This is a genomic window from Corynebacterium sp. HMSC075D04 (assembly GCF_001815635.1).
In the GTDB taxonomy this organism is placed as follows: domain Bacteria; phylum Actinomycetota; class Actinomycetes; order Mycobacteriales; family Mycobacteriaceae; genus Corynebacterium; species Corynebacterium coyleae.
Genome location: NZ_KV821332.1, coordinates 36,399 through 56,939, shown reverse-complemented (window position 1 = coordinate 56,939; position 20,541 = coordinate 36,399). Strand labels below are relative to the sequence as shown.

Sequence of the window (20,541 nt, the reverse complement as noted above, 5' to 3'; positions counted from 1 at the left end):
CTACGGGCCTAGCGCCCCGATCGGCACAACCACCACACCGTCCGCTCGACGGTGTGCAGGCCCACCAGAGGTGACAACGAGCAACACGGTGTCCTGTTCAAGCTGTTCGTCAAACCTCTTAAGGGTGTCTGCCGCGTGATCGAGAATTTCCGGCGTGTACCCAAGCTTGACCTCAACCAGGATGTCGACGCCTTCGTAGTTCACCACCGCATCAACCTCAAGCTTCGTGTTTAGCCGAGCGTGGTACACCGTCTTGCCAGTCAGCGCTCGAAGCTCGTGGAAAACGAGCGACTCGAAAAGCTGCCCAAAGTAACGCGGATCCTGCAACAGTTGCTGAGGACCGCGCTCAAGCGCAGCCATCGCAAAGGACGGGTCCGCGAGGTGACGCTTGGGTGACTTGCGCAAGGTTGCTTTCGACCGAAGGTGCGTAGACCACGCTGGCTGATCCACCGAAATAAAGATCCGCGATAACGCATCGAGATAATCACGTGCGGTTTCACGATGCATGTCGATATCAGTCGCAATTGTTTGCAGATCAATTTCTGTAGCAACCGCGCGAGAGATGGACTGCATCATTCTGCGCACACGCTCCGAGTCTCGCGAGACTTCACCCACAGTGTGGATATCCACATCGGCGACCGTCTGCACGTAATCACGGACGTTCTCTATCGCGTCATCCAAGGAAAGGTCCGCGTTGTAAGGAAGGCCTCCGCGACACATTCGCTCAGCAAGCTCAGTCAGCGTCAAGGCAGGAGTTGCAAACTGAGGCGCATTGCCCGCAGCAATCTTGCTGAGGGATGCAGAACCTTCTGACTCTCCCGACTCGAACAGGGTCATCGTCGACATCGTTAGGCGCGCAAATCTTCCAGCACCAGAGTGGCGGGTTGCGTCCACTCCCGGAGCGGTGGAACCCGTGAAGATGAACTGTCCCTTCGCCTTACGAGAATCAATCTCGTGCCGCGCAAAATCCCAAAGACGCGGTTGCAATTGCCACTCGTCGACGAGGCGAGGGGTGCCACCTTCGAGCAGTACACGTGGATCGGTCGCCATCGCCAGCGGGACGCTCGGATCAGTTTCAACATTCAAGACACTCCCGGCCTGCCGGCTCGCGGTTTCCGTTTTCCCGCAGCCCTTCGGCCCTTGAATGAGCACTCCACCTTGGCGACGAAGAGCGCTTTCGAGTTGGCCATCCGCAAGCCTTGGAATGTATGAGTTTGACATGCCAAAACTATACCTCCCACCAGCATATTCGACACTTTGAAACAGTTTTGTTCGACATTCTGAAACGATTTCGTTCCGCACTTTGAAATTCTGCGAGATAGTCGGCGGAAACATGTCTCACCGAAACGAAATAACCACTCCGTAGACTCAGGGGCATGCCGAAGATTACTGAGGACACCGTCGCCGAGCACCGCGCCGTACAACACCGCGCGGTGCTTGACACCGCCGAGCGCCTCATCGTCGAAAACCACGGCAAGGTGCCCACCCTGGCGGAGGTGGCTGCCGCGGTCGGTCTCGCGCGACCCAGCGTGTACCGGTATGCAAAATCCCAACACGACCTGCTGGTCCAGCTCCTCATCGCGGCCACCGACGAGTGGAACGCCGAACTCGAGGCCAAGATTAAAAACGCCCCTCCGGAACCCCACCAGCGCATGCGTGCCTACGTGGACGCCACCCTGGACCTCTTCGCGCATGGTGGCCACGGCCCACTCATGGCGGCGGCGAAGAACTTCCCGGAGGCGTTTGCCGACGACAACGTGCAACGCTCCCACGCCGGATTCCGCACCATCGTGGCGGACTTTTGCCCTGGCGTATCAGCCGTGGATATCGCGCTGCTCAACTCCGCCATTGCGCGTGCAGCCGAGTTCGCCGCCACACCGGAGGCGTTCAAGGCGGCGCGGGAGACGTTATATGCGATGGCGGATGTGGTCGTCGATTAGCAACTAGGACTCCCACTTCACCATCTGGCTTGGGCGTGCGAGCACGTTGCGCTTGCTGGCCACGATAAGACGGTCCAGGTCAGCCTGCACCGCGTCCACATCCGCCGGGTTGTACTGGCGCTCCCTGCGCGCCCGGTGCAACTCGGAGCTCGCCGCCTTAAGCGCAACCTTCTGCATTTCAACCGCGCTTTCGCGAGCGCGCTCGAAAGCTGCCATGCGCTCGTCAGTGCTTTCCGGATCCTGCAGGCGCTGCTCCGTAATCGAGTTCAACCACTCCTGCACCATCGTGTACGCCTCCGGCGCATGCTCCTCGCCGTGTTCGCGCACCGCCTTGTGCGCCGCCGCGTACGCCCGCTGGTTCAATTCTTCAATTGCCCGGTCTGCTTCTGGGCCTTTTTGCAGGTCCATCTTCCGCACCAGCCATGGCAGCATGAGGCCGGGGATCACCATCGTGCAGGTCAGCACCGTCAACGCAATGACGGACAGTTCGTGGTGGTACTCGGTTGCCGACGGCGGGATAGCCAACACCAGCGCCAACGTGACCAAACCGCGCATGCCAGACCACGCCATCAGGAGCACCTCCTGCAGGCGCAGTGGCGACACGTGCGTGCGACCCTTGCGCACGTTCAACTTGTACAGCACCCACATCCAGGCCAGACGCACCACAAATGCGACGACGGAGAGCACCACGCCGACTTGTACGGCGGGCCAAATGTAGGTGCCGGCGGTGTCGATAGCATCACGCACGCTCATGCCGATCAACCCGAACGCCACGCCCGTGAACAGCAGCTCCACTGTTTCCCAGAACGAGTGACCGGTCAGGCGGTCCTCCGCTGTCATCGTGGAGCGCGACGACAACTCCACCGCGGCGATCACGATCGCGATCACGCCCGAAGCATGGATCGCCTCACAACCCGCATAGATGGCGAACGGCAGCACCCATGTAAACGCGGTACGGATCACGGAATCTGGCACGGAGTTTGCAAACAGCGCAGCTAGCCTGCCGACGATCAACCCCACCACCACAGCAACCGCCGCGGCATAAAGGAACTCAACGAATCCCTTGGTGAAGTCCACTTCACCCTCTGCAATCACCGCAGCCATGGCGATGTTGAAGGTGACAATCGAGGCGGCGTCGTTAAACAGCCCCTCCGTCTGCAACGTTCCGGTGATGCGCTTCGGAATGCCAGCCGGTCCCGCCACCGCGTCGACCGCGACTGGGTCCGGCGGGGCGATCGCCGCCGCCAACACCATCGCGGTAGCCAGACTCACACCCGGCAGGATCCACATCGCCGTCGCCGTCAGCGCCGCGATAGTAAGGAACACCAGGATGACCGACATGGTCAGCACCACGTTGAGCTGCGAGCCGATCTGACCCCAACTCGTGCGCCTGGCCAGCGACCACAGCAGTGGCGGCAGGAAGATCGGCAAGATCAGGTGTGTGTCAATGGACACCGTGTCAATGCCTGGAATGAAAATCACCGGCGCCACCACGATGGTCAGCAGCGCCGGCCACGGAATGCCCGTGCGCTCACCAACCGCAGCGACAATGACGGTGGCCAGCAACAATCCGATTAGCGCAATAAACGTTCCCACGCTGGCTCAGCTTACGACGCTGACGCTGGTTCCTCGCCCATCTGCTGAATTCACAGAAATCCGATATCGGCTTCCGCCGGCGACGTGTTGGATGTCATCGGCGACTCCGACATCAACCGGTACCTCGTCTCGACGTTCGTCGCCCCGGTCCCGAGCGCCCAGACAAGGATTGTCACTTAGGCAAGGCATGCCTTAGAGTAATCACGTTAGGTCAGGGAGACCTAACGTGAAACTTTTTGACCACCTACGAAAGGTGCAACCTTGGCACTCTTTACCTCTCGCGCCCTGAAGGGGATCGCAGCCACGTTCACTGCGGCGCTCATGCTTGCCAGCTGCTCCAGCGGATCAAGCGATTCAACAACCGCTCCCGAAACTTCCGATGCCAACGGGTCAGAGGAGCGCATTGTGACAATGGGCCTCGGCGACGTCGATACGGTTCTTGCCCTGGGCGAACAACCGGTTGGTTACGCCACCTGGCAACAGGAAGGTACGGGGGACCCTTCCGGACTTGGACCGTGGGCCAAGGACAAGCTCACAGTCGAACCAAACCCGCTCCGGGACACGACCACCGAGTTCAGTACTGACACTGCCGAACAAGTTGCCTCGCTCAACCCGACAAAGATCATTGCAGTGAATAGCGGCCTCGAAGCCGATAAGAGGGCATTACTCGAGCAGATTGCACCAACCACCTTCCACTCGGATGAGTACCAAGATTGGCAGGTGCCATGGGACGAACAGATTAAGGAAATCTCCAAGGCGTTGAATAAGGAGGCCGAAGGCGAAAAGCTCATCGCCGACTCCGAGAAGGCCTTCCAGGATTTCCGTGAAGCGCACCCCGAGTTGCAAGGCAAAACAGCGGTAATCGGCATGCCTTACGACGGAAAGTTTGGCGTCTACACCTCGGGCGACGGCCGCGGCTCCTTCATCGAAAAACTAGGGTTCAAGATCCCGGAGAAGTTCAACGGCGATGGCTCCAGCTTCTTCCTTGACTGGTCCCCCGAGAACTACGCCGACTTCAACGACGTGGATTACCTCTTCGTGCTGGACTACTACGGCGCAATCGATGCTCTGAAGAACGACGCCACCTTCATGGACCTCGATGTGAATAAGCGTGGCGGGGTCTACTGGTTAGACACAGATACCGCCAACGCAATGAGCATGCCGAACCCCCTCACGATCCCGTACGCAATCGATCAATTCAAAAAGCAGCTCTAGAACACCAGGCAGAAGTGGTGCTTACCGGGGTACAACCAGTGGCCCCCCGTTTACCGGGTCTGTTGCCACGACAGCAGGCAGATGAAAAACACGGTCCAGTAAGGACTCGGTGAGCACCTCGGCGGGCGCACCGACCGCTTCCACCTCGCCACGCTGCATCACGATGAGTTGATCCGAATAGCGTGCTGCGAGGTTCAAATCATGCAGCACCATAAGCACGGTTCTACCCTCCTGATCGGCGAGTTGACGTACGAGCGACAAGACTTCGACAGAGTGAGACAAGTCTAGGTAAGTCGTCGGCTCGTCCAAGAACACGAGCGGAGTCTCCTGAGCTAAGACCATCGCAATCCAAGCGCGCTGACGCTGACCACCAGAAAGTCGCTCGAGCGGACGGTTTGCAAACTCCGTGATATTGGTCAGTTCCATCACCTCATCGACCACACGTGAATCCTCAGCCGAGCTCTGTCGCAACCAAGATCGATGTGGGTGGCGTCCACGGCCAACCAAATCATGCACTGTCAGCCCCTCGGGAGCCACCGGAGTCTGTGGCAACACTGCAAGCTGACGCGCAATCTCGCGGCGCTTCAGATTCGCCATGTCCACGCCGTTCAGCGTTACCGTGCCGCAGTCACGTGTAAGAAGCCCTGCCACAGCACGCAACAGCGTTGACTTGCCACAACCGTTTGGGCCGATGATTGTGGTGATTCCGCCTTTGGACACGTCGAAATCAATGCCCTTGAGGATGACGGAAGCGCCATAACTTACCTTAAGATTTCGGACCTGAAGCATCATATGGACACCTTTCGTGTTGCACGCAACAGCGTGTAAAGCAGCACTGCGCCACCAATTGCAGTTGTGGCTATTCCCACCGGCAGATTCCCCGGCACCAGGGTTCGCACCGCCAAGTCAGCGACGGATACGATCGCCGCGCCAGTAAGCATCGCGGTTCCTAATGGCGGCGTTGCTGCATGTGTGATCTTGCGTCCGATCTGTGGTGCGACAAACGCCACGAAGGCTATCGGCCCAGATGCCGCAATGCCCATCGATGCCAGCATTACAGCCATTAGCATGAGGATCAGCTGGGTACGCCGGGGCTCTACCCCGAGACCAGCAGCAGTGTCCTCCCCCAAAGAGAGTGCCTCAAGCTTGAAGGCTACCCACCGCAATAGTGGAATGACGACCGCCAGTGCAATGAGTACAGCGATGGCGTCGTGCCAACTAGAAGAACCCACCGAACCGGTCACCCACGCCTGCGCCTTGCCTACATCTCGATAGTCAGCACGAACAAGCAGGAACGAGTTGTAGGCCATCGCCAGCGCATTGATGATGATGCCGGCGAAGACAAGCTGGAAAGACCCTAGTCCAGCACCACGACTCAGCCACCAGATTGCCGCAGATACGGTCAGTCCCCCGAGGAATGCACTGAGCGGCACGCCCAATACACGCAGCATCATCCCGGCACTTCCACCAGCGAGTAGCGCGGTCAACGCGAAAGCGGAGGCACCCGAGGTGACCCCCAAGATGTCCGGACTCGCCAGTGGGTTCCTTGTAATGGTCTGGAAAATTGCCCCGGCAAAGCCCAGCGCAGCACCTACCCCCAGCGCCGTGACCACTCGTGGCAGGCGCCACTCGAGAACTACAGTCCGGGTCAACTCTGCCGTTTGGCCCATGAGAGCGGAAACTACGTCTCGAACCGATAGCTCGAAATCTCCAACCATCACGCCCCCGAGGGCAGCGGCTAGGGCCAGCACCGCAAGAGCAGTGTTTATCGCAAAAACCCGCATCAGAGTTTCGTCCCCTTCCGCAAGATATGCAGTGCAAATGGGGCCCCAACGAAGGCGAGTGTGATGCCCACCTGTAATTCTCCAGGGCGCGCGATGACGCGACCAATAACGTCAGCAAGCAAGAGCAACGTCGCCCCAGCCAGCGCGGAACACGGCAGCACCCAGCGGTAGTCCGGGCCGGTGAGGCTACGCACGAGGTGCGGAACAACCAGGCCAACGAACCCGATCGGTCCGGCTCCAGCCACCGCTGCGCCAGTAAGCAATGCAACCAGGACGATACCCAAGGTCCGCGCGATAGAAACTCGGACGCCAAGTGCATTTGCCACGTCATCCCCCAAGTTCAGGAGGTTTAGCTGATTCGCTGAAGCAAAGGCGCCCACGAGCCCAAGAACAATCACGGGAGCAAGGACCGTGACCACCTGCATATCGCGTCCGGCGATAGCACCCGCTGTCCAAAACCGCATCTCATTAAGGCTTCGCGTATGCGTCAGTACGATGCCGCTCGTCAGCGCAGAACAAACCGCACCCAACGCGGAACCACCAAGCACCACCGTGATCGGCGTAGATCCCAGGCTTCTCATGCTGAGCACGAACACAAGCGCTACCGCAAGTATCGCCCCGAGAAATCCCACCCCGACAGTGCCCAATACCGTCATTGACCCATGAAAGGAAATGGCTGCTGCCACAGCAAGCGCCGCGCCAGGCCCGACGCCCAGCAGGTTTGTGTCTGCTAACGGGTTTCGGGTGTGTCCCTGCAGCAGTGCGCCCGCAGTGCCCAACGCTGCTCCCACCAGCAGACCAAGCAGAGTGCGCGGAACACGGAGCTGCGCGATGATCTTCGCCTCATCGCTGGACGCCTCAGGCTGTTCGTCTGCGCCCGAGAACGCCAGCATGAGTCCATCACGAACCGCGCTCACCGTCGCCTCGAAACCCATTTCGCGCGCCCCGATCAACAGCGACACCAGCGCTGCACACACAGTGGAAATCACAAGGAGGGCGACAAGCCCAACACGTTTAGTCACGCTGTAACTCCGTTACCGCCAGTACCCCATGAACGACACGTGGTGACGAGGCACTCCCGCCTCACCCACCAGAAGCCGCCGCATCGCCGTCACAGCCGTATTCTTCCCAGCGATCCAGTAATAGGTATGTCCCACGGTATCCGGCGTGGAAGCTATGGACTCACCACTGCTGGAATACGTGGGTGTCTCCCAGACTTCATCGAGCTGGGCTTCATCCACAAGGCCAGTTTTTCCAGTTTCCAACGAAGCGGAGGCACAACGGGATCCAACTTCCTGTTTCAGCTGCGCAAGAAGCAAGCCTCCGTAGTCGAAGTCACCCTCTTCACGAAAGTGCCAACGGATATCAACCTGTGAAGGAGAGTCGATGGGCAGGTAATTGCCGGCGGGCACCTCGATATCAACCGAACCGGTGAGCCCCTCGGGCCAATCCCCCAAGATACGAGCTATTGCGGGCAACGCGGTTTCATCGCCGTAAAGACGGGCAACCACAGCAGATCCGGGGTTGAATTCAATACCAACACCGGAATCATCGTCGCGTGTTGGTCCAATAATCAGCAGCTGCTGTCCAGGGTGTGCGTCTTGCGCCCACGCCGAGGCAGGACCGGGACTATCGCTGTGCAAAACAAAATCCACATCCAATTCGTCAGGGCTGTCAGCACTTCGCCGGAACTCCCGAATGGAATAGGTACGCAGGTGTCCGCGCATATGCTCCGGCATCGCACGCCACGTCTCCCACCACCCCTCTTCCGGAAGCTCGAACAGACCACTGACAGGCGGGATCAGTAGCTTGATACGCAAATCCCTGATAGGAACGGCGGGTCCCATGTCGTCGACCCCGGTGAACGTCACCCGCTGGAAACTCGGCGCAATGCGTTCACTGCGGACGACGGTTGCAAGGAAAGGTCTAAAACTCACCCCGCAAACTATATAGGCTTGCCTATCCTAAGGAAAGCATTGAGGTGAGCAGTCCCGGCGCCCGTGTAGCCGGCCAAACGGCTAGTCGCCTTTAAGACCGGTGACGGCACGGGCGCGGGCATCATCAACCGCCCTGACATCAACCGGTACCTCGTGTCCGCCTTCGTCGCCCCGGTCCCGAGCGCCTAGCCACCCGGTTGCGGAGTTGTTTGAAACAACTCCGAAACAACTCTTCGCAAAACTCACCCGAAATTAAACCATCGACGCAGGTCACAATAGTTGTTTCGAGTTGTTTTGAGTTGTTTATACCGAAACCCAACGGACACTCGGGCCTCGCGTTGGGCTCCCGTCGGCGATTTTCGCTTTCCCTAGGTCCCGAAGGTGGCGAAGGATTCGGCTCACTGATTCACGCTCGACGCCGAGTTCATTCGCAACCTCACGAGCGTTCAGGGACTTCCCCTCGCGCAACTGAGCAACGATCCAGTCCTCGGTAGTCACGGATGCAATCACAGTGGAACCGTTTTCCTCAAACGCCGTCCGTGCTCGAGCAGACAATATCCACTCGGGGGCATCCCGCAAAGGTTCTAGGAAGCCCTGACTTGCGTACCACCCCAAGTATTCTTGGGCCTGCGCTTCCGGGACTTGCATGAGTCGGGCCGCCGTGGACGTCATCAAAATCTGGTTGTTCGCCAGATGACGCGCCACTAAGAGCCCATTTACGCTATTGAATATCGCCTCTCCGAACTCAGCACGCAGCAGGTACAGCGACTTAATAAAAGCCGAATCGACGTTTCCGGCGGGCAACGTGACCTCCACAAACGGTCCATCGGCATTCAGACTAGGCGCTTGTCTACCACTGGCGAGCATGGAGACCCACATGCGATCGAAGCCTCGCGAAGACTCTTCAGCGAGGCCCAACCGCCGCAATGCACCCATCAGAATCGGGTTACGCGGGATCGATTGGGTGGTCAGAATCCTTTCCTCAGGCACGCCGACAGGGAGACCACCAGGAGACCAAACGGTCAGACTGGTCGGAGACTGATCAACAACGATTGCAGTGGTCGCTCCCCAGTCGCGGTGCGCGAATGCGTTGGAAACAATTTCGTCTACAGCAGCCGCAGGAAACGCCGGAATGGGAAACTCTTGCCCGTTCGGGAGTTGCACTCGCGCAATTTCCTGCGACGTGTGAGCCTTAATCAACGCACGAAGCTGTTCTGATGCAGTAATCAACGGTGCGGAGATCTCGGTGACTTTCGGATCGCCACTGGGCACGTCGCGAAGCAAGTGTCGCACGACCGTCCGGTTGCGCAGCGGCTGCATGAAGAGAATTTCTGCCGCAAAGGTCAGCGCGCCATCGGGCGTAAACAATCCCAACTCACTGCAGAGTTCAAGACTCGTCTGGGGTACAGGAGAGTCATCACCCAAGGCATGCTTCCGGTTGGCAAGGAGTGCTTTAGCCTGCTCGATTGCCTTAGGATCGAGATCTTCAGGGCTTCGTCGAGACGCAGTAGCGCTCAGGTCAGGGTTCGAACGGGACAGGTGAATACTGCGACGCTCATCCTCGCCCAGAGGGACGCAGTTTTTCCCGACACGTTTACTGGCTTGGCCTTTGGAACGCTGATACAGCGCCATCCCCCGTGGGATGCGCAATGCAATCAAACGCTTGCCGCAGCGCTCGATTTCAGAAGCTTCGACCTGAATATGAGGCTGCGTCTTGCTGTAAATCTTTTCCACCAACCAGTCGCATGAGCGATCGGTGCCAGTGAACGCAGCAGGGCCTGCCTTCTTGTCATTGACGCCAAGGACGATGTAGGCGACACCGCCGTCGGCGTTGGAGAAACAAATGACCTCGTCGACAAGAAACTCCACAAGCCCCGCATCGGGGTTCTTGTTCATCGGGTGGACAGCAGGATCTTCCTTGAAATCCAGTACCTGGGATTCCCAGCTCCCAGCGCTATCTCCGGCCTCAATTGCCGACAGCGCTTCCTCCACACCCTCAAAACCCGAATCGAGCATGGGCTCAGAATAACAAAAGTTGTTTCAAAGTTGTTTGAAACAACTCCGAAACAACTTACCGCAAAACTCGCCCGAAATCAGCCCATCCGAGCAGGTCAGCATAGTTGTTTGGAGTTGTTTTGGGTTGTTTATAACTCGACCGTCGTGCCGTCGATCACCTTGGACGGCACACCGATCTTGCCGGCGGCGCGCACGTCAGCGAACCCGTCAAGCGAGTCGCGCAGGGTGAGGAAGCGTTTGAGGTTGCGCAGGTTGGTGACGTCGAGAAGTTCGGCGTCACCGAACACCTGCGGGTCTGCCTTGAACTGCGCGATCACGTCCGTGCAGTCGGGGCAGTCGGGGTGAACGAAAATCTCAGCGCTCACAAGTACCTCCTAGTGGCCGCGCGGCTGGGACAGTGGCTCGCCGGACTCGAAGAACGGACGGAGCTGGTTGTCGAACAGGGTCAGCGCAGACGCGATGGCCATGTGCATGTCCAGGTACTGGTAGGTGCCCAGGCGGCCGCCGAAGAGGACGTTGTGTTGTTCGGATTCGGTGGCGGCGAGTCGTCGATAAGCCTCGAGCTTCGCGCGGTCCTCGGGGGTGTTAATCGGGTAGTACACCTCGTCGTCACCCTCGGCGAAGCGGGAGTATTCCTTGACAATGACGGTCTTGTCGGTGGGGTACTCGGTGCGCTCCGGGTGGAAGTGGCGGAACTCGTGGATGCGGGTGTAGGGGACGTCGGCGTCGTTGTAGTTCATCACCGAGGTGCCCTGGAAGTCGCCGGTGTTCAGCACTTCCTGCTCAAAGTCGAGGGTGCGCCAGCCGAGGTGGCCTTCGGCGTAGTCGAAGTACTGGTCGAGCGGGCCGGTGTAGACCACTGGTGCGTCGGGGTTTTCGGCGCGGATGTCGTCGCGGACGGTGAACCAGTCGGTGTCGGTGCGGACGTCGATAAGCTCATGCTCCGCCATCTTCTCCAGCCAGGCGGCGTAGCCGTCGACGGGCAGGCCTTCGTACTTGTCGTTGAAGTAGCGGTTGTTAAAGGTGTAGCGCACTGGCAAGCGGGAGATGATCTCCGGCGGCAGGTCGGTCGGGTCGGTTTGCCACTGCTTGGCGGTGTAGTGCTTGACAAACGCCTCGTAGAGCGGCTTGCCGATCAGGGCGATGCCGCGCTCTTCCAGGTTGGTCGCGGCGGCTGGGTCGAGGCCTTCACGCTGCTGTTCGATGAGCTTCTTCGCTTCGTCCGGCGAGTAGTACTTGCCGAAGAACTGATTGATCAGGCCGAGGCCCATGGGGAATTGGTAGGCGGTGCCGTCGTGCATCGCAAACACGCGGTGCTGGTAGTCGGTGAACGAGGTGAAGCGGTTGACGTATTCCCACACGCGCTCGTTCGACGTATGGAAGAGGTGCGCGCCGTATTTATGCACCTCGATGCCAGTTTCCGGCTCCTGCTCCGAGTAGGCGTTGCCGCCGATGTGGTTGCGCTTTTCCACCACCAGCACGCGTTTGCCCAGCTCGCTCGCCGCTTGCTCGGCCACGGTAAGGCCGAAGAACCCTGATCCAACAACAATGAGGTCGTATGCCATGCGGTCTATTTTCGCACAGTTGCTTATCGACGACACCACGCCGCGACACGCCACAAAAGCCTCAAGTCTTTCTTGAGACTTTAAATTGCACTACACTGCGTTCCAGTCACAATTGCCACTATTTTCACAAGAAGTGTCAGGAGTTTTACCGTGCAACAACGCCGTAGTCTTCAGGGCGGTGCGGTCCGACCACGCCGGGCCGTAGTCCTGCCTGCCGTGGTGTCCGTTCTCCTCGTGGTGGCTCTCGTCGCTACGCAAGTGTTCAGCGGCAACCGCATCCTCCACGTCCAATCCCTCGGCGCCGGCGCACCCGAGGTGTACACCGCGTCCGAGTCCTTCGCGTCCGGCGCGAACATCACTGTCGACGACGCCGCCATCCGCACCCAAGGCGGCGAAGAAGGCGAAGTACGCCGCGTGGTCAAGGAGTTCACCAACGACCGCGACTTCTCCATCGTCGGCCTGACCTGGACCGGCGACCGCGACATTGCCGCATTCGTCCGCTCCCAGAAGGCCGACGGCACCTGGTCCGAATGGTTCGAAATGGACCCGATCGACCCGCCGAAGGGCAGCGACAAGTTCGGCACCGAACCGATCTTCGTGGGCAAAACCAAGCGCGTCCAGGTCTCCACCGGCGGCGTTGATCTTCTCGACGGCGGCCGCACCGACTCCGGCGCACCCACCACCGCCAAGGACCTCCAGGCCGTCTTCCTCGACGGCGGCGAAGGCCAAACCCAAGGCGGCATCAACCCGGTCGCGGACTCCTACACCTGGGGCATGCCCAAGGTGATCACCCGCGCACAGTGGGGTGCAGGCTCCAGCCAGGCCCCGTACTACTCCGAACCAACCACCGCAGCGACCGTGCACCACACCGCCGGCTCGAACAACTACACCGAGTCTGAAGCGCCCGGCATCGTCCGCGGCATCTGGACCTACCACGCCCGCACCCTGGGCTGGGGCGACATTGGCTACCACGCACTCGTGGATAAGTACGGCAACATCTACGAAGGCCGCGCAGGCGGCATGGACCGCGGACCGCAAGGCGCACACGTCGGCGGATTCAACCAAAACACCTGGGGCGTCTCCATGCTTGGCGATTACCAAAGCGCCCAGCCCACCACCGCAGCACTGCGCGCCATGGGCGAAATCATCGGCTGGAAGGCAGCCGTCGCCGACTTCAACCCAATGGGCTACAGCTACCACCAGGCAGAATTCAGCTTCAAGGGCTCCAAGTACTCGGCTGGCCAGGGTGCATCGTTTAGCAACATCAACGCTCACCGTGACTTCCACTACAGCACCTGCCCAGGCGACAACCTGTACTCCAAACTGCCCATGATCCGCGCCACCGCCGCAGCGAAGTACCGCACGCTCAAGGCCGGCAACCGCGCAGGCCTGGGCAACCGCGGCACCGAGTCGACCGCTGTCACCACCACCGCCCAGTCCCCGGCATTGCCAGGCGACACCGGCAATCAGGGCAACACCGGCAACAACGCCACAGGCGTTCTCACCGGCCTGACCTCCGGCGACCCGATCGCCATCGCCACCGCGGCCGGCACCGTCATCGGCGCAATCCTGCTGTTCCTGGCTGCACGCGACATGCTCCCCGGCGTCAGCGAACGCCAGGGGGTGGAGGTCTTCCAGGGCCTCAACCTCGCACAGGTCTCGGAGTTGGCCCAAAAGATTGGCCCGGCCGTCGGCCCAGCGCTCAACGCCTTCGGTGCCACCGAGGCCGCCGCCGTCTGGACCGCGCTCGAGCCCACCCTGGGCAAACTCATCGCAGGCGTTGGCGGACCGACCGGCCCGGCAATCACCTTCTACTCCAACGGCATCGCCGCGCGTAATGACCAGGGCGAGATCATCTCGCTCGTCGGCAAGATTGCGGAGACCTGGCTGCAGCAAGGCCTCGACGCCGGCCCGTTGGGTATGCCGATCACCCGCGAGTACTACCCGACCACCGACGTCGTGCGCGTCGACTTCGAAGGCGGCTCCATCACCTACAACCCGGTCACCAACGCGGTGGACATCTCCACCCGCTAGGCCCTCGCAGGCTCAGGCCTAGACAAGATCCAAACTGCGCTCCACCGCGTCTTCCCACGCGGTAACCAGCCGGTCCCGTTCGGGGCCGGCCATTTCGCTTTCCCAGGTGGTGGAGGTGCCGAGGGATAAGGGTTCGTCGATAAGCGAAATGCCCATCGCCGCCGCCGACGCCGCCCCCATCACGGTCGTCTCCGTGTTCGCGGGCCGCTCCACCGTCACGCCGAGGATGTCGGCCTGCATCTGCATCAACAGGTTGTTCTCCGTCATGCCGCCATCGACCTTCAGCGTCGTCGGGTCGCCGCCCATCGCACACACCACCTCGCGCGCCTGCAGGCATGTCGCCTCCAGCGCAGCGCGAGCAATGTGCCGCTTATCGACGAACCGCGTCAACCCCACAATCACACCCCGCGCATCCGGACGCCACCGCGGCGCGAACAGGCCGGAAAACGCAGGCACAATCACCACTCCTCCACTGTCCTCGACCTGCTCCGCGAGGGTTTCCGATTCAGCGGCGGTGCTCAGGATGCCGAGCTGGTCGCGCAGCCACTGAATCAACGACCCGCCCACGGCCACCGAGCCCTCCTGCGCGTACACCGGCGGCTGGCCCTGCACCTGGTAGGCGACGGTGGTCAGCAGGCCACGGTCGCTGAACTTCGGCTCGGCACCCGTGTTGAGCAGCATGAACAGGCCGGTGCCGTACGTCATCTTCGCGTCGTTCTCATGCAGGCCGCCTTGGCCGAACAGTGCGGCCTGCTGGTCGCCGAGCACGCCCGTAATCGGCACGCCCGCCAGCGGACCCCGGGGACGAATCTTGCCAAAGTTGCCCACGGACGGCCGGATCTCGGGAAGGATTCGGGGCGGGATGCGGAGGTCGTCGCAAAGTTGCTTGTCCCAATCGAGGGTCTCCAAATCCATGAGCAACGTGCGCGACGCATTGGTCACATCCGTCAGATGCAACGCCTTGTCCTTGTCCTTCGCCCCGCCCGTGAGGTTCCAGATCAGCCACGTATCCATCGTGCCCGCCAGGAGTTCGCCCTTCTCGGCGCGCTCACGAGCGCCTTCGACGTTGTCCAGGATCCACGCCCACTTCGGCGCCGCAGGATACGAATTGTGCAAAAGCCCGGTCTTACTCAGGTACTTCGTGGCGTCCCCATCGTGGTTCGTGCGGGTGTCCTGCCACACGATCGCGTTGTAGATCGGCTTGCCGGTTGCTTTGTCCCAAATCACGGCAGTCTCGCGCTGGTTGGTCAGCCCGAGAGCGTAAATGTCCTGCTCAGCGATGTCCTTGTCAGCAAGTGCTTCGCTGAGCGCCCGGCGTGTGTTACGCCAGATCTCCATCGGGTCGTGCTCCACCCACCCCTTGCGCGGCATGATCTGCTCGTGCTCAAACTGCGCCTGGGTGATGACCTTCCCGTCCGTGCGCGTGATGCACACACGTGTCGACGTCGTACCCTGGTCAATCGCCGCAATCAAAGCCATGCGCGTGATTCTACGGTGGGCGGTGGTGCCGGTTGGGTTGTTGTGGCGCTTTCTGGCTCGTTTCCGGTGCTTTCCTGGCGCTTTCTGGCTCGTTTCCACTGCTTATCGTCTAGCTTCCGCTGATCGTCTAGCTGCATTTTTGTCGAACCAGACGATCAGCTAATTACTGAAAACCGTGTTCATCATCACCTGGGGAAATACCCGGCCCTCCCCGAGGCCGTCTAGCTGGATTCGAGGTGGAGCTAGACGATGAGCCGAACTAGACGATCAGCGCGCCCCGGTTCCCTCAAAATGCACAATATATTGCGCAAAGACCCCCTTTACAGCGCAGCAGTCGGGTGCAATATTGCCTACATGGGGGATTTACAGAAGAAACGCGAAGCAGAACTCGAACTCATTCAAGACGTCGCAGCAAAGTCCAAATCTGCAGTGATCACAGGTCCAGCCGCGGCCAGGTGGCTAGGACTCTCGACATACAACTGGGTCACCACAGTCGACCTCGCACTACCAGGAGAAACGAGGCCGTGGAAGCGCGGCGATGCCCATCGCATTTACAGAAGTGGAATCCTCGCTGAACAGGAGTACCTCGTACACAAGGGGGTTCGCACGGCGACGGCGATCAGGGCGATGTTCGACTCGTTCAGGTACCACGGGCGCACCGAGGCGCTGGTACAGATCGAGTCGGCGAGGTGGAAGCACCGCCACCTGACCACGGAATACCTGCTGGATAAAACGGAAACGCTGCCGAAAGCACGCGGAATCGCGGGGTTCCGAAAACTCATCGAACACGCGACGGATACGTCAGCGAGTGCGTTGGAGACGATTGTGCGCGACGCAATCCTGCGTGCGATCGCAGACGGAACGCTTACCGGGGTGGTCACGCTCGAGTTCCAGGTTGGCCTGCGGATTCGGGAACGTGACGGCCACCCGATGATGGCCTGGGCGGACATACTGATCAATGGGTTTCTCGTTGTGGAGGCAGACGGTCTCGAGAAGACGAGCGGGGTAATGGGAGATGCAGCGAGCATGCTTCGCGACGAACGCGAGCGCGAAACCCAGCTTCAAAACCAGGGCGCAGTTGTCAGGCGGGTGAGGTGGGATCGTGCAACGTCCACCGAGTTCATCGCGTCGCTGCAGACTGTGATCGACAGCAGCCCCGGCGTGAGGGAGTTACCGAATCGGGTGGACGTGAACTATCGCGACTGGTTGGAGGAGTTAGAACAACGCGCGGCATAACAGAACAGCCCTAGTACCAGCGCTCGAGGACGGCGGCCACGCCGTGTTCGTCGTTGGTGGCGGTGACGTGGTCGGCGGCGTCCTTGAGTTCGGGTTTGGCGTTAGCCATGGCCACGCCGGTGCCCGCCCACTGGATCATCTCCAGGTCGTTGGGCATGTCGCCGAACGCGATTGTCTCGGCGGCGGTGAGGCCGTAGCGGTCGGCGAGGTATTGGGCGCCGGTGGCTTTGTTGGCGCCGGGTCGCGAGATTTCGATGAGGCCTTCGTCCATGGAGTAGGTGAGGTGGGCGACGGTGTCGTCGATAAGCGGTGCGATGATGTCGTACATCTCGGCGGAGGTCATGTCGGGGCAGCGGACCAGCAGTTTCGCGGCGGGCACCTCGATGAGCGTTTGCTTATCGACGACACCAAACCGACTATCCCACGCATCCGGGTTGTACTCCGGCGTGATCAGGAAGCATTCGTCCTCCGGGTCGAGGGCCGACGAACCGACGCGTTCAACGCCGTAGCCGTGGTAAACGCCAGCAAGTGCGCGTTCGACGTCGTGGAGGATTTCGCCCATGGTGTCGCGGGCGAGTTCGTGGGCGTGGAGGACGCGGTCCTCGGTGGGGTCGTAAACCACGGCACCGTTGGCGCAGACGCACACGGGTGCGACCGGGAGCTGCTCGAGCACCGGGATGAGCCAACGGTGGGGACGGCCGGTGGCCAGGCCGAAGTGAGCGCCGCTGGAAATCGCGCGGGAGACCACGTTGCGCAGGCGCGGGGTGACGCGGCCGGCGGAGGTGATGAAGGTGCCGTCAATGTCAGAGATGATCAGGCGGGGTGCGGTTTCCGGCAGCGAGGTGGTCATGGTTTCCGCCCCTTCTTCGCGGCTTTCGCGGCGCGCTCTTCGGCGTGGATCCGGTCGGCCTCCTCAATGGTGGGTGCGGTGCCGCCGAGGGAGGCGGGCATCCAGGGCTCACCTGTGCCGGGGCCGGCGAGTGCGGTGTATTCGGTGCGGGATTCGTCGAGAAGCAATTGCATCTGGCGTTTGAGTTCCGCGGTGTCGGCCTCGGCGTCACCGGTGAGTTCGACGGGTGCGCCGTAGCGGACGATGACCGGCACATTACGGAAGTGTTTCGGCAGGTCCTTGGTCCAAATACGTTGCGATCCCCAGATCACGCACGGGATGAGCGGCACACCGGCTTGGTGGGCGATGCGCGCGGCACCGGTTTTAAAACTGGCCAGTTCGAACGAGCGGGAGATGGTCGCTTCCGGGAAGATACCCACCAAGTTGCCGCTGCGAAGTCGCTCCACGGCGGGCGCGATGGCAGTGCTGCCGTGGGCGCGGTTGACCGGCACGTGATGCATCTTACGCAGCAGACGCCCGAGGACGGGTACGTCGAAGACTTCCTGTTTGGCCATGAAGCGCACGAGGCGCTCGCCGCGCAGGTAGGGGCCGGTGCCCATGAGGATGAAGTCGGCGTAGCCGGTGTGGTTACCGGCGATGAGCGCGCCGCCCTCGGTGGGGACGTGTTCGGCGCCGATGACGGTGACGTCGATGTTCAACGCCCGCATCGCGCGCCGCAGCGTACCCACGAGGCCCTGGTAGAACCGCTCCACCGCCTCCGTACGGTGGGCCGGGCTTGCAGTAAAGCGGTGCGGGACGTTGAATCCGCGGTAGGCGCGCAGTTTCATTAGGGCGTGAGCACTTCCTTGCCCACCCACGGACGCAGCGCCTCAGGCACGCGCACGGAACCGTCGGCCTGCTGGTTGTTCTCCAGGATGGCGACGAGCCAGCGGGTGGTGGCCAGGGTGCCGTTGAGGGTTGCGGCGATCTGGGTCTTGCCGTCGGCATCGCGGTAGCGCGTCTGCAGGCGGCGAGCCTGGAAGGTGGTGCAGTTCGAGGTAGACGTCAGTTCGCGGTAGGTGTTTTGCGACGGCACCCACGCTTCCGTATCAAACTTGCGGGCTGCAGAGGAGCCCAGGTCGCCGGCTGCGACGTCGATGATGCGGTACGGCACCTCAACGGCGGCGAGCATGTCGCGCTCCAGGCCGAGGAGCTTCTGGTGGATCTCCTCCGCATCTTCCGGCTTGCAGTAGGCAAACATTTCGAGTTTGTCGAACTGGTGGACGCGCAGAATGCCCTTGGTGTCCTTGCCGTAGGAGCCGGCCTCGCGGCGGAAGCAGGAGGACCAGCCGGCGTAGAGCAGCGGGCCGTCGGACAGGTCGATGATCTCGTCCTGGTGCAGGCCGGCAAGCGCGACCTCGGAGGTGCCGACGAGGTACATATCGTCGCGCTCCAGGTAGTAAATCTCCTCGTCGTGCGCGTCGAGGAAGCCCGTGCCCTGCATGATGTCGGGGCGTACCAGCACCGGCGGAATCATGAGCTTGAAGCCAGCCTCGCGTGCCTTCTGAGCTGCGAGCATGAGCATGCCCAGCTGCATCCAGGCGCCGTCGCCGGTGAGGTAGTAGAAGCGCGCGCCGCCAACCTTGGTGCCGCGCTTCATGTCGATCAGGCCGAGCGGCTCGGCGAGGTCCAGGTGGTCCTTGACCTCAAAGTCGAACTCGGGGACCTCGCCGACGTGCTCGAGGACCACGAAGTCCTCTTCGCCGCCAGCCGGGGCGCCCTCGATGACGTTGGCGATGGAGTACTGCAGCTTCTCCAGCTTCTCCTGCGCCTCGGCTTCCGCTGCCTCAGCTTCCTTCACGCGGGCCTTCAACTCGTTAGAGCCTTCCAGCAGTGCCGGGCGGTCCTCCGGAGCGGCCTGGCCAATCTTTTTACCGAACGCTTTCTGCTCGGCGCGCAGCTCATCCGCTGCTTGGATCGCAGAGCGTCGGGCTTCGTCGGCGGCCAAGAGCTCGTCGACAAGCGCTGGGTCCTCTCCGCGAGCTCGCTGGGACTCACGGACTGCCTCGGGGTTTTCGCGCACACGCTTCAGATCAATCACAGTTGCATACCTTACCTTGTCCGCCGACGCGGGTACGCCGATCCGCAATCCGGTCATAACCAGTGCGCTATGGTGGCCTTATGCCCACCCGGATCACAGACGGCCCCGTGCCCAAGCATGAGCAGCTGCGCGCGATTATCGACGAGCTGATCTCCACCGAGCTCTCCCCCGGCGACCCCCTGCCTGGCGAGCGGGCATTAGAAGAGGCCTACGGCGTGTCCCGCATCACGGTGCGCCGCGCGATCGGGGATCTTGTGTCCGCTGGACGTTTGCGCAGGGTGCGCGGCAAAGGCACGTTTGTGGCGCCTGCCCCGCTGGTGAGCCGCCTGCACCTGGCGAGTTTTTCGGACGAGATGCGGGCGCAGCGGGTGGAGGCGTCGTCGAGAATCTTGCTCTCTGAGCGCACCACCCCGCCGGATGCAGTGGCGACGTTCTTCGGCACCCCGCCCACAACTGAGCACATCCGCCTGCGGCGCCTCAGGCTTGGCGACGGCGAACCGTACGCCGTCGACGATGCCTGGTACAACTCCATCCTTGTGCCTGACCTGCTGGAAAACGATGTCTACCACTCCGTGTACACCCTGCTGGAAAACGAATACGGGCTGGGCATCACAGAAGCGGAGCAGACCGTCACCGCCGTCACGGCAGGTCCCGACAACGCACCGCTTCTCGACGTCACCCCGGACACCGCCCTGCTCCACATCCTGCGCTACGCCCGCAGTGGCGGCAGCAACGTGGAGTATTGCTCCTCGGTGTACCGCACGGACCGCTACCGGCTGACTACACGGGTCGCCCGCGAAGTGGAATAA

18 protein-coding genes are annotated in these 20,541 nt (G+C 61.2%); 5 read left to right on the top strand and 13 right to left on the bottom strand.

Going from position 1 to position 20,541, the window contains the following annotated elements; all coding sequences use genetic code 11:
• Positions 1-1,335 (bottom strand): ATP-binding protein, encoded by a 1,335-nt coding sequence (locus tag HMPREF3048_RS04590; protein WP_246818848.1) that lies wholly within the window; start codon positions 1,333-1,335, stop codon positions 1-3.
• A gap of 41 nt (positions 1,336-1,376) precedes the next feature.
• Between HMPREF3048_RS04590 and HMPREF3048_RS04585 the strand changes: the two genes are divergently transcribed.
• Positions 1,377-1,940, top strand: a complete 564-nt coding sequence (locus tag HMPREF3048_RS04585) for a TetR/AcrR family transcriptional regulator (RefSeq protein ID WP_070771320.1) — start codon at positions 1,377-1,379, stop codon at positions 1,938-1,940.
• Positions 1,941-1,943: 3 nt separating this feature from the next.
• Here HMPREF3048_RS04585 and HMPREF3048_RS04580 read toward each other — a convergent pair whose 3' ends face one another.
• Entirely contained in the window at positions 1,944-3,536 is a 1,593-nt protein-coding gene (locus HMPREF3048_RS04580; RefSeq protein WP_070771319.1) for a cation:proton antiporter, read from the bottom strand.
• Between the two features lie 261 nt (positions 3,537-3,797).
• On the opposite strand from HMPREF3048_RS04580, the gene HMPREF3048_RS04575 reads away from it, so the two are divergent.
• A complete protein-coding gene (locus HMPREF3048_RS04575) occupies positions 3,798-4,751 on the top strand; it encodes an iron-siderophore ABC transporter substrate-binding protein (RefSeq protein ID WP_245167960.1) in 954 nt (317 codons plus the stop codon).
• A 21-nt stretch (positions 4,752-4,772) separates the two neighbouring features.
• Here the strand turns inward: HMPREF3048_RS04575 and HMPREF3048_RS04570 are convergent, their stop codons facing one another.
• The 7 genes from HMPREF3048_RS04570 to glf all read right to left on the bottom strand — a co-directional run bounded on the left by HMPREF3048_RS04570 (position 4,773) and on the right by glf (position 12,053).
• Positions 4,773-5,543: an ABC transporter ATP-binding protein gene (locus HMPREF3048_RS04570; RefSeq protein ID WP_070483148.1), complete on the bottom strand. Its 771-nt coding sequence runs from the start codon at positions 5,541-5,543 to the stop codon at positions 4,773-4,775.
• The gene (locus HMPREF3048_RS04565; protein WP_244268758.1) at positions 5,540-6,469 is read right to left on the bottom strand and encodes a FecCD family ABC transporter permease; all 930 of its coding nucleotides are present in this window, start codon (positions 6,467-6,469) and stop codon (positions 5,540-5,542) included. The genes HMPREF3048_RS04570 and HMPREF3048_RS04565 overlap by 4 nt, the downstream gene beginning before the upstream one ends.
• 65 nt (positions 6,470-6,534) lie before the next feature.
• Positions 6,535-7,557: a FecCD family ABC transporter permease gene (locus HMPREF3048_RS04560; RefSeq protein ID WP_070568860.1), complete on the bottom strand. Its 1,023-nt coding sequence runs from the start codon at positions 7,555-7,557 to the stop codon at positions 6,535-6,537.
• 12 nt (positions 7,558-7,569) lie between these two features.
• A complete protein-coding gene (locus HMPREF3048_RS04555; protein ID WP_070771318.1) occupies positions 7,570-8,472 on the bottom strand; it encodes a siderophore-interacting protein in 903 nt (300 codons plus the stop codon).
• Between the two features lie 303 nt (positions 8,473-8,775).
• Entirely contained in the window at positions 8,776-10,488 is a 1,713-nt protein-coding gene (locus HMPREF3048_RS04550; protein WP_070453310.1) for an RNA-binding domain-containing protein, read from the bottom strand.
• 128 nt (positions 10,489-10,616) lie between these two features.
• Positions 10,617-10,853, bottom strand: coding sequence for a hypothetical protein (locus tag HMPREF3048_RS04545; RefSeq protein ID WP_070771317.1), 237 nt, complete (start codon positions 10,851-10,853; stop codon positions 10,617-10,619).
• Between the two features lie 9 nt (positions 10,854-10,862).
• Entirely contained in the window at positions 10,863-12,053 is a 1,191-nt protein-coding gene (gene glf / locus HMPREF3048_RS04540; protein ID WP_070568868.1) for a UDP-galactopyranose mutase, read from the bottom strand.
• 150 nt (positions 12,054-12,203) lie between these two features.
• Between glf and HMPREF3048_RS04535 the strand changes: the two genes are divergently transcribed.
• On the top strand, positions 12,204-14,087 hold the full coding sequence (locus HMPREF3048_RS04535; protein ID WP_246818847.1) for an N-acetylmuramoyl-L-alanine amidase: 1,884 nt from the start codon (positions 12,204-12,206) through the stop codon (positions 14,085-14,087).
• 18 nt (positions 14,088-14,105) lie between these two features.
• Here the strand turns inward: HMPREF3048_RS04535 and glpK are convergent, their stop codons facing one another.
• On the bottom strand, positions 14,106-15,566 hold the full coding sequence (glpK, locus tag HMPREF3048_RS04530) for a glycerol kinase GlpK (protein WP_070771316.1): 1,461 nt from the start codon (positions 15,564-15,566) through the stop codon (positions 14,106-14,108).
• 354 nt (positions 15,567-15,920) lie between these two features.
• Here glpK and HMPREF3048_RS04525 point away from each other — a divergent pair, with 354 nt between their 5' ends.
• Entirely contained in the window at positions 15,921-16,802 is an 882-nt protein-coding gene (locus HMPREF3048_RS04525) for a hypothetical protein (RefSeq protein WP_141758855.1), read from the top strand.
• A 10-nt stretch (positions 16,803-16,812) separates the two neighbouring features.
• On the opposite strand, the gene HMPREF3048_RS04520 is transcribed toward HMPREF3048_RS04525, so the two are convergent.
• From HMPREF3048_RS04520 to serS, 3 genes are read right to left on the bottom strand one after another with little or no spacing between them, the layout of a single operon-like run.
• On the bottom strand, positions 16,813-17,652 hold the full coding sequence (locus HMPREF3048_RS04520) for a Cof-type HAD-IIB family hydrolase (protein WP_070771314.1): 840 nt from the start codon (positions 17,650-17,652) through the stop codon (positions 16,813-16,815).
• Complete coding sequence (locus tag HMPREF3048_RS04515; protein WP_070771313.1) at positions 17,649-18,479, bottom strand: lysophospholipid acyltransferase family protein; 831 nt, start codon at positions 18,477-18,479, stop codon at positions 17,649-17,651. Before HMPREF3048_RS04515 ends, HMPREF3048_RS04520 begins: the two co-directional genes overlap by 4 nt.
• A complete protein-coding gene (serS, locus tag HMPREF3048_RS04510) occupies positions 18,479-19,732 on the bottom strand; it encodes a serine--tRNA ligase (protein WP_070771312.1) in 1,254 nt (417 codons plus the stop codon). The genes HMPREF3048_RS04515 and serS overlap by 1 nt, the downstream gene beginning before the upstream one ends.
• Positions 19,733-19,812: 80 nt before the next feature.
• On the opposite strand from serS, the gene HMPREF3048_RS04505 reads away from it, so the two are divergent.
• Complete coding sequence (locus HMPREF3048_RS04505) at positions 19,813-20,541, top strand: GntR family transcriptional regulator (protein WP_070483168.1); 729 nt, start codon at positions 19,813-19,815, stop codon at positions 20,539-20,541.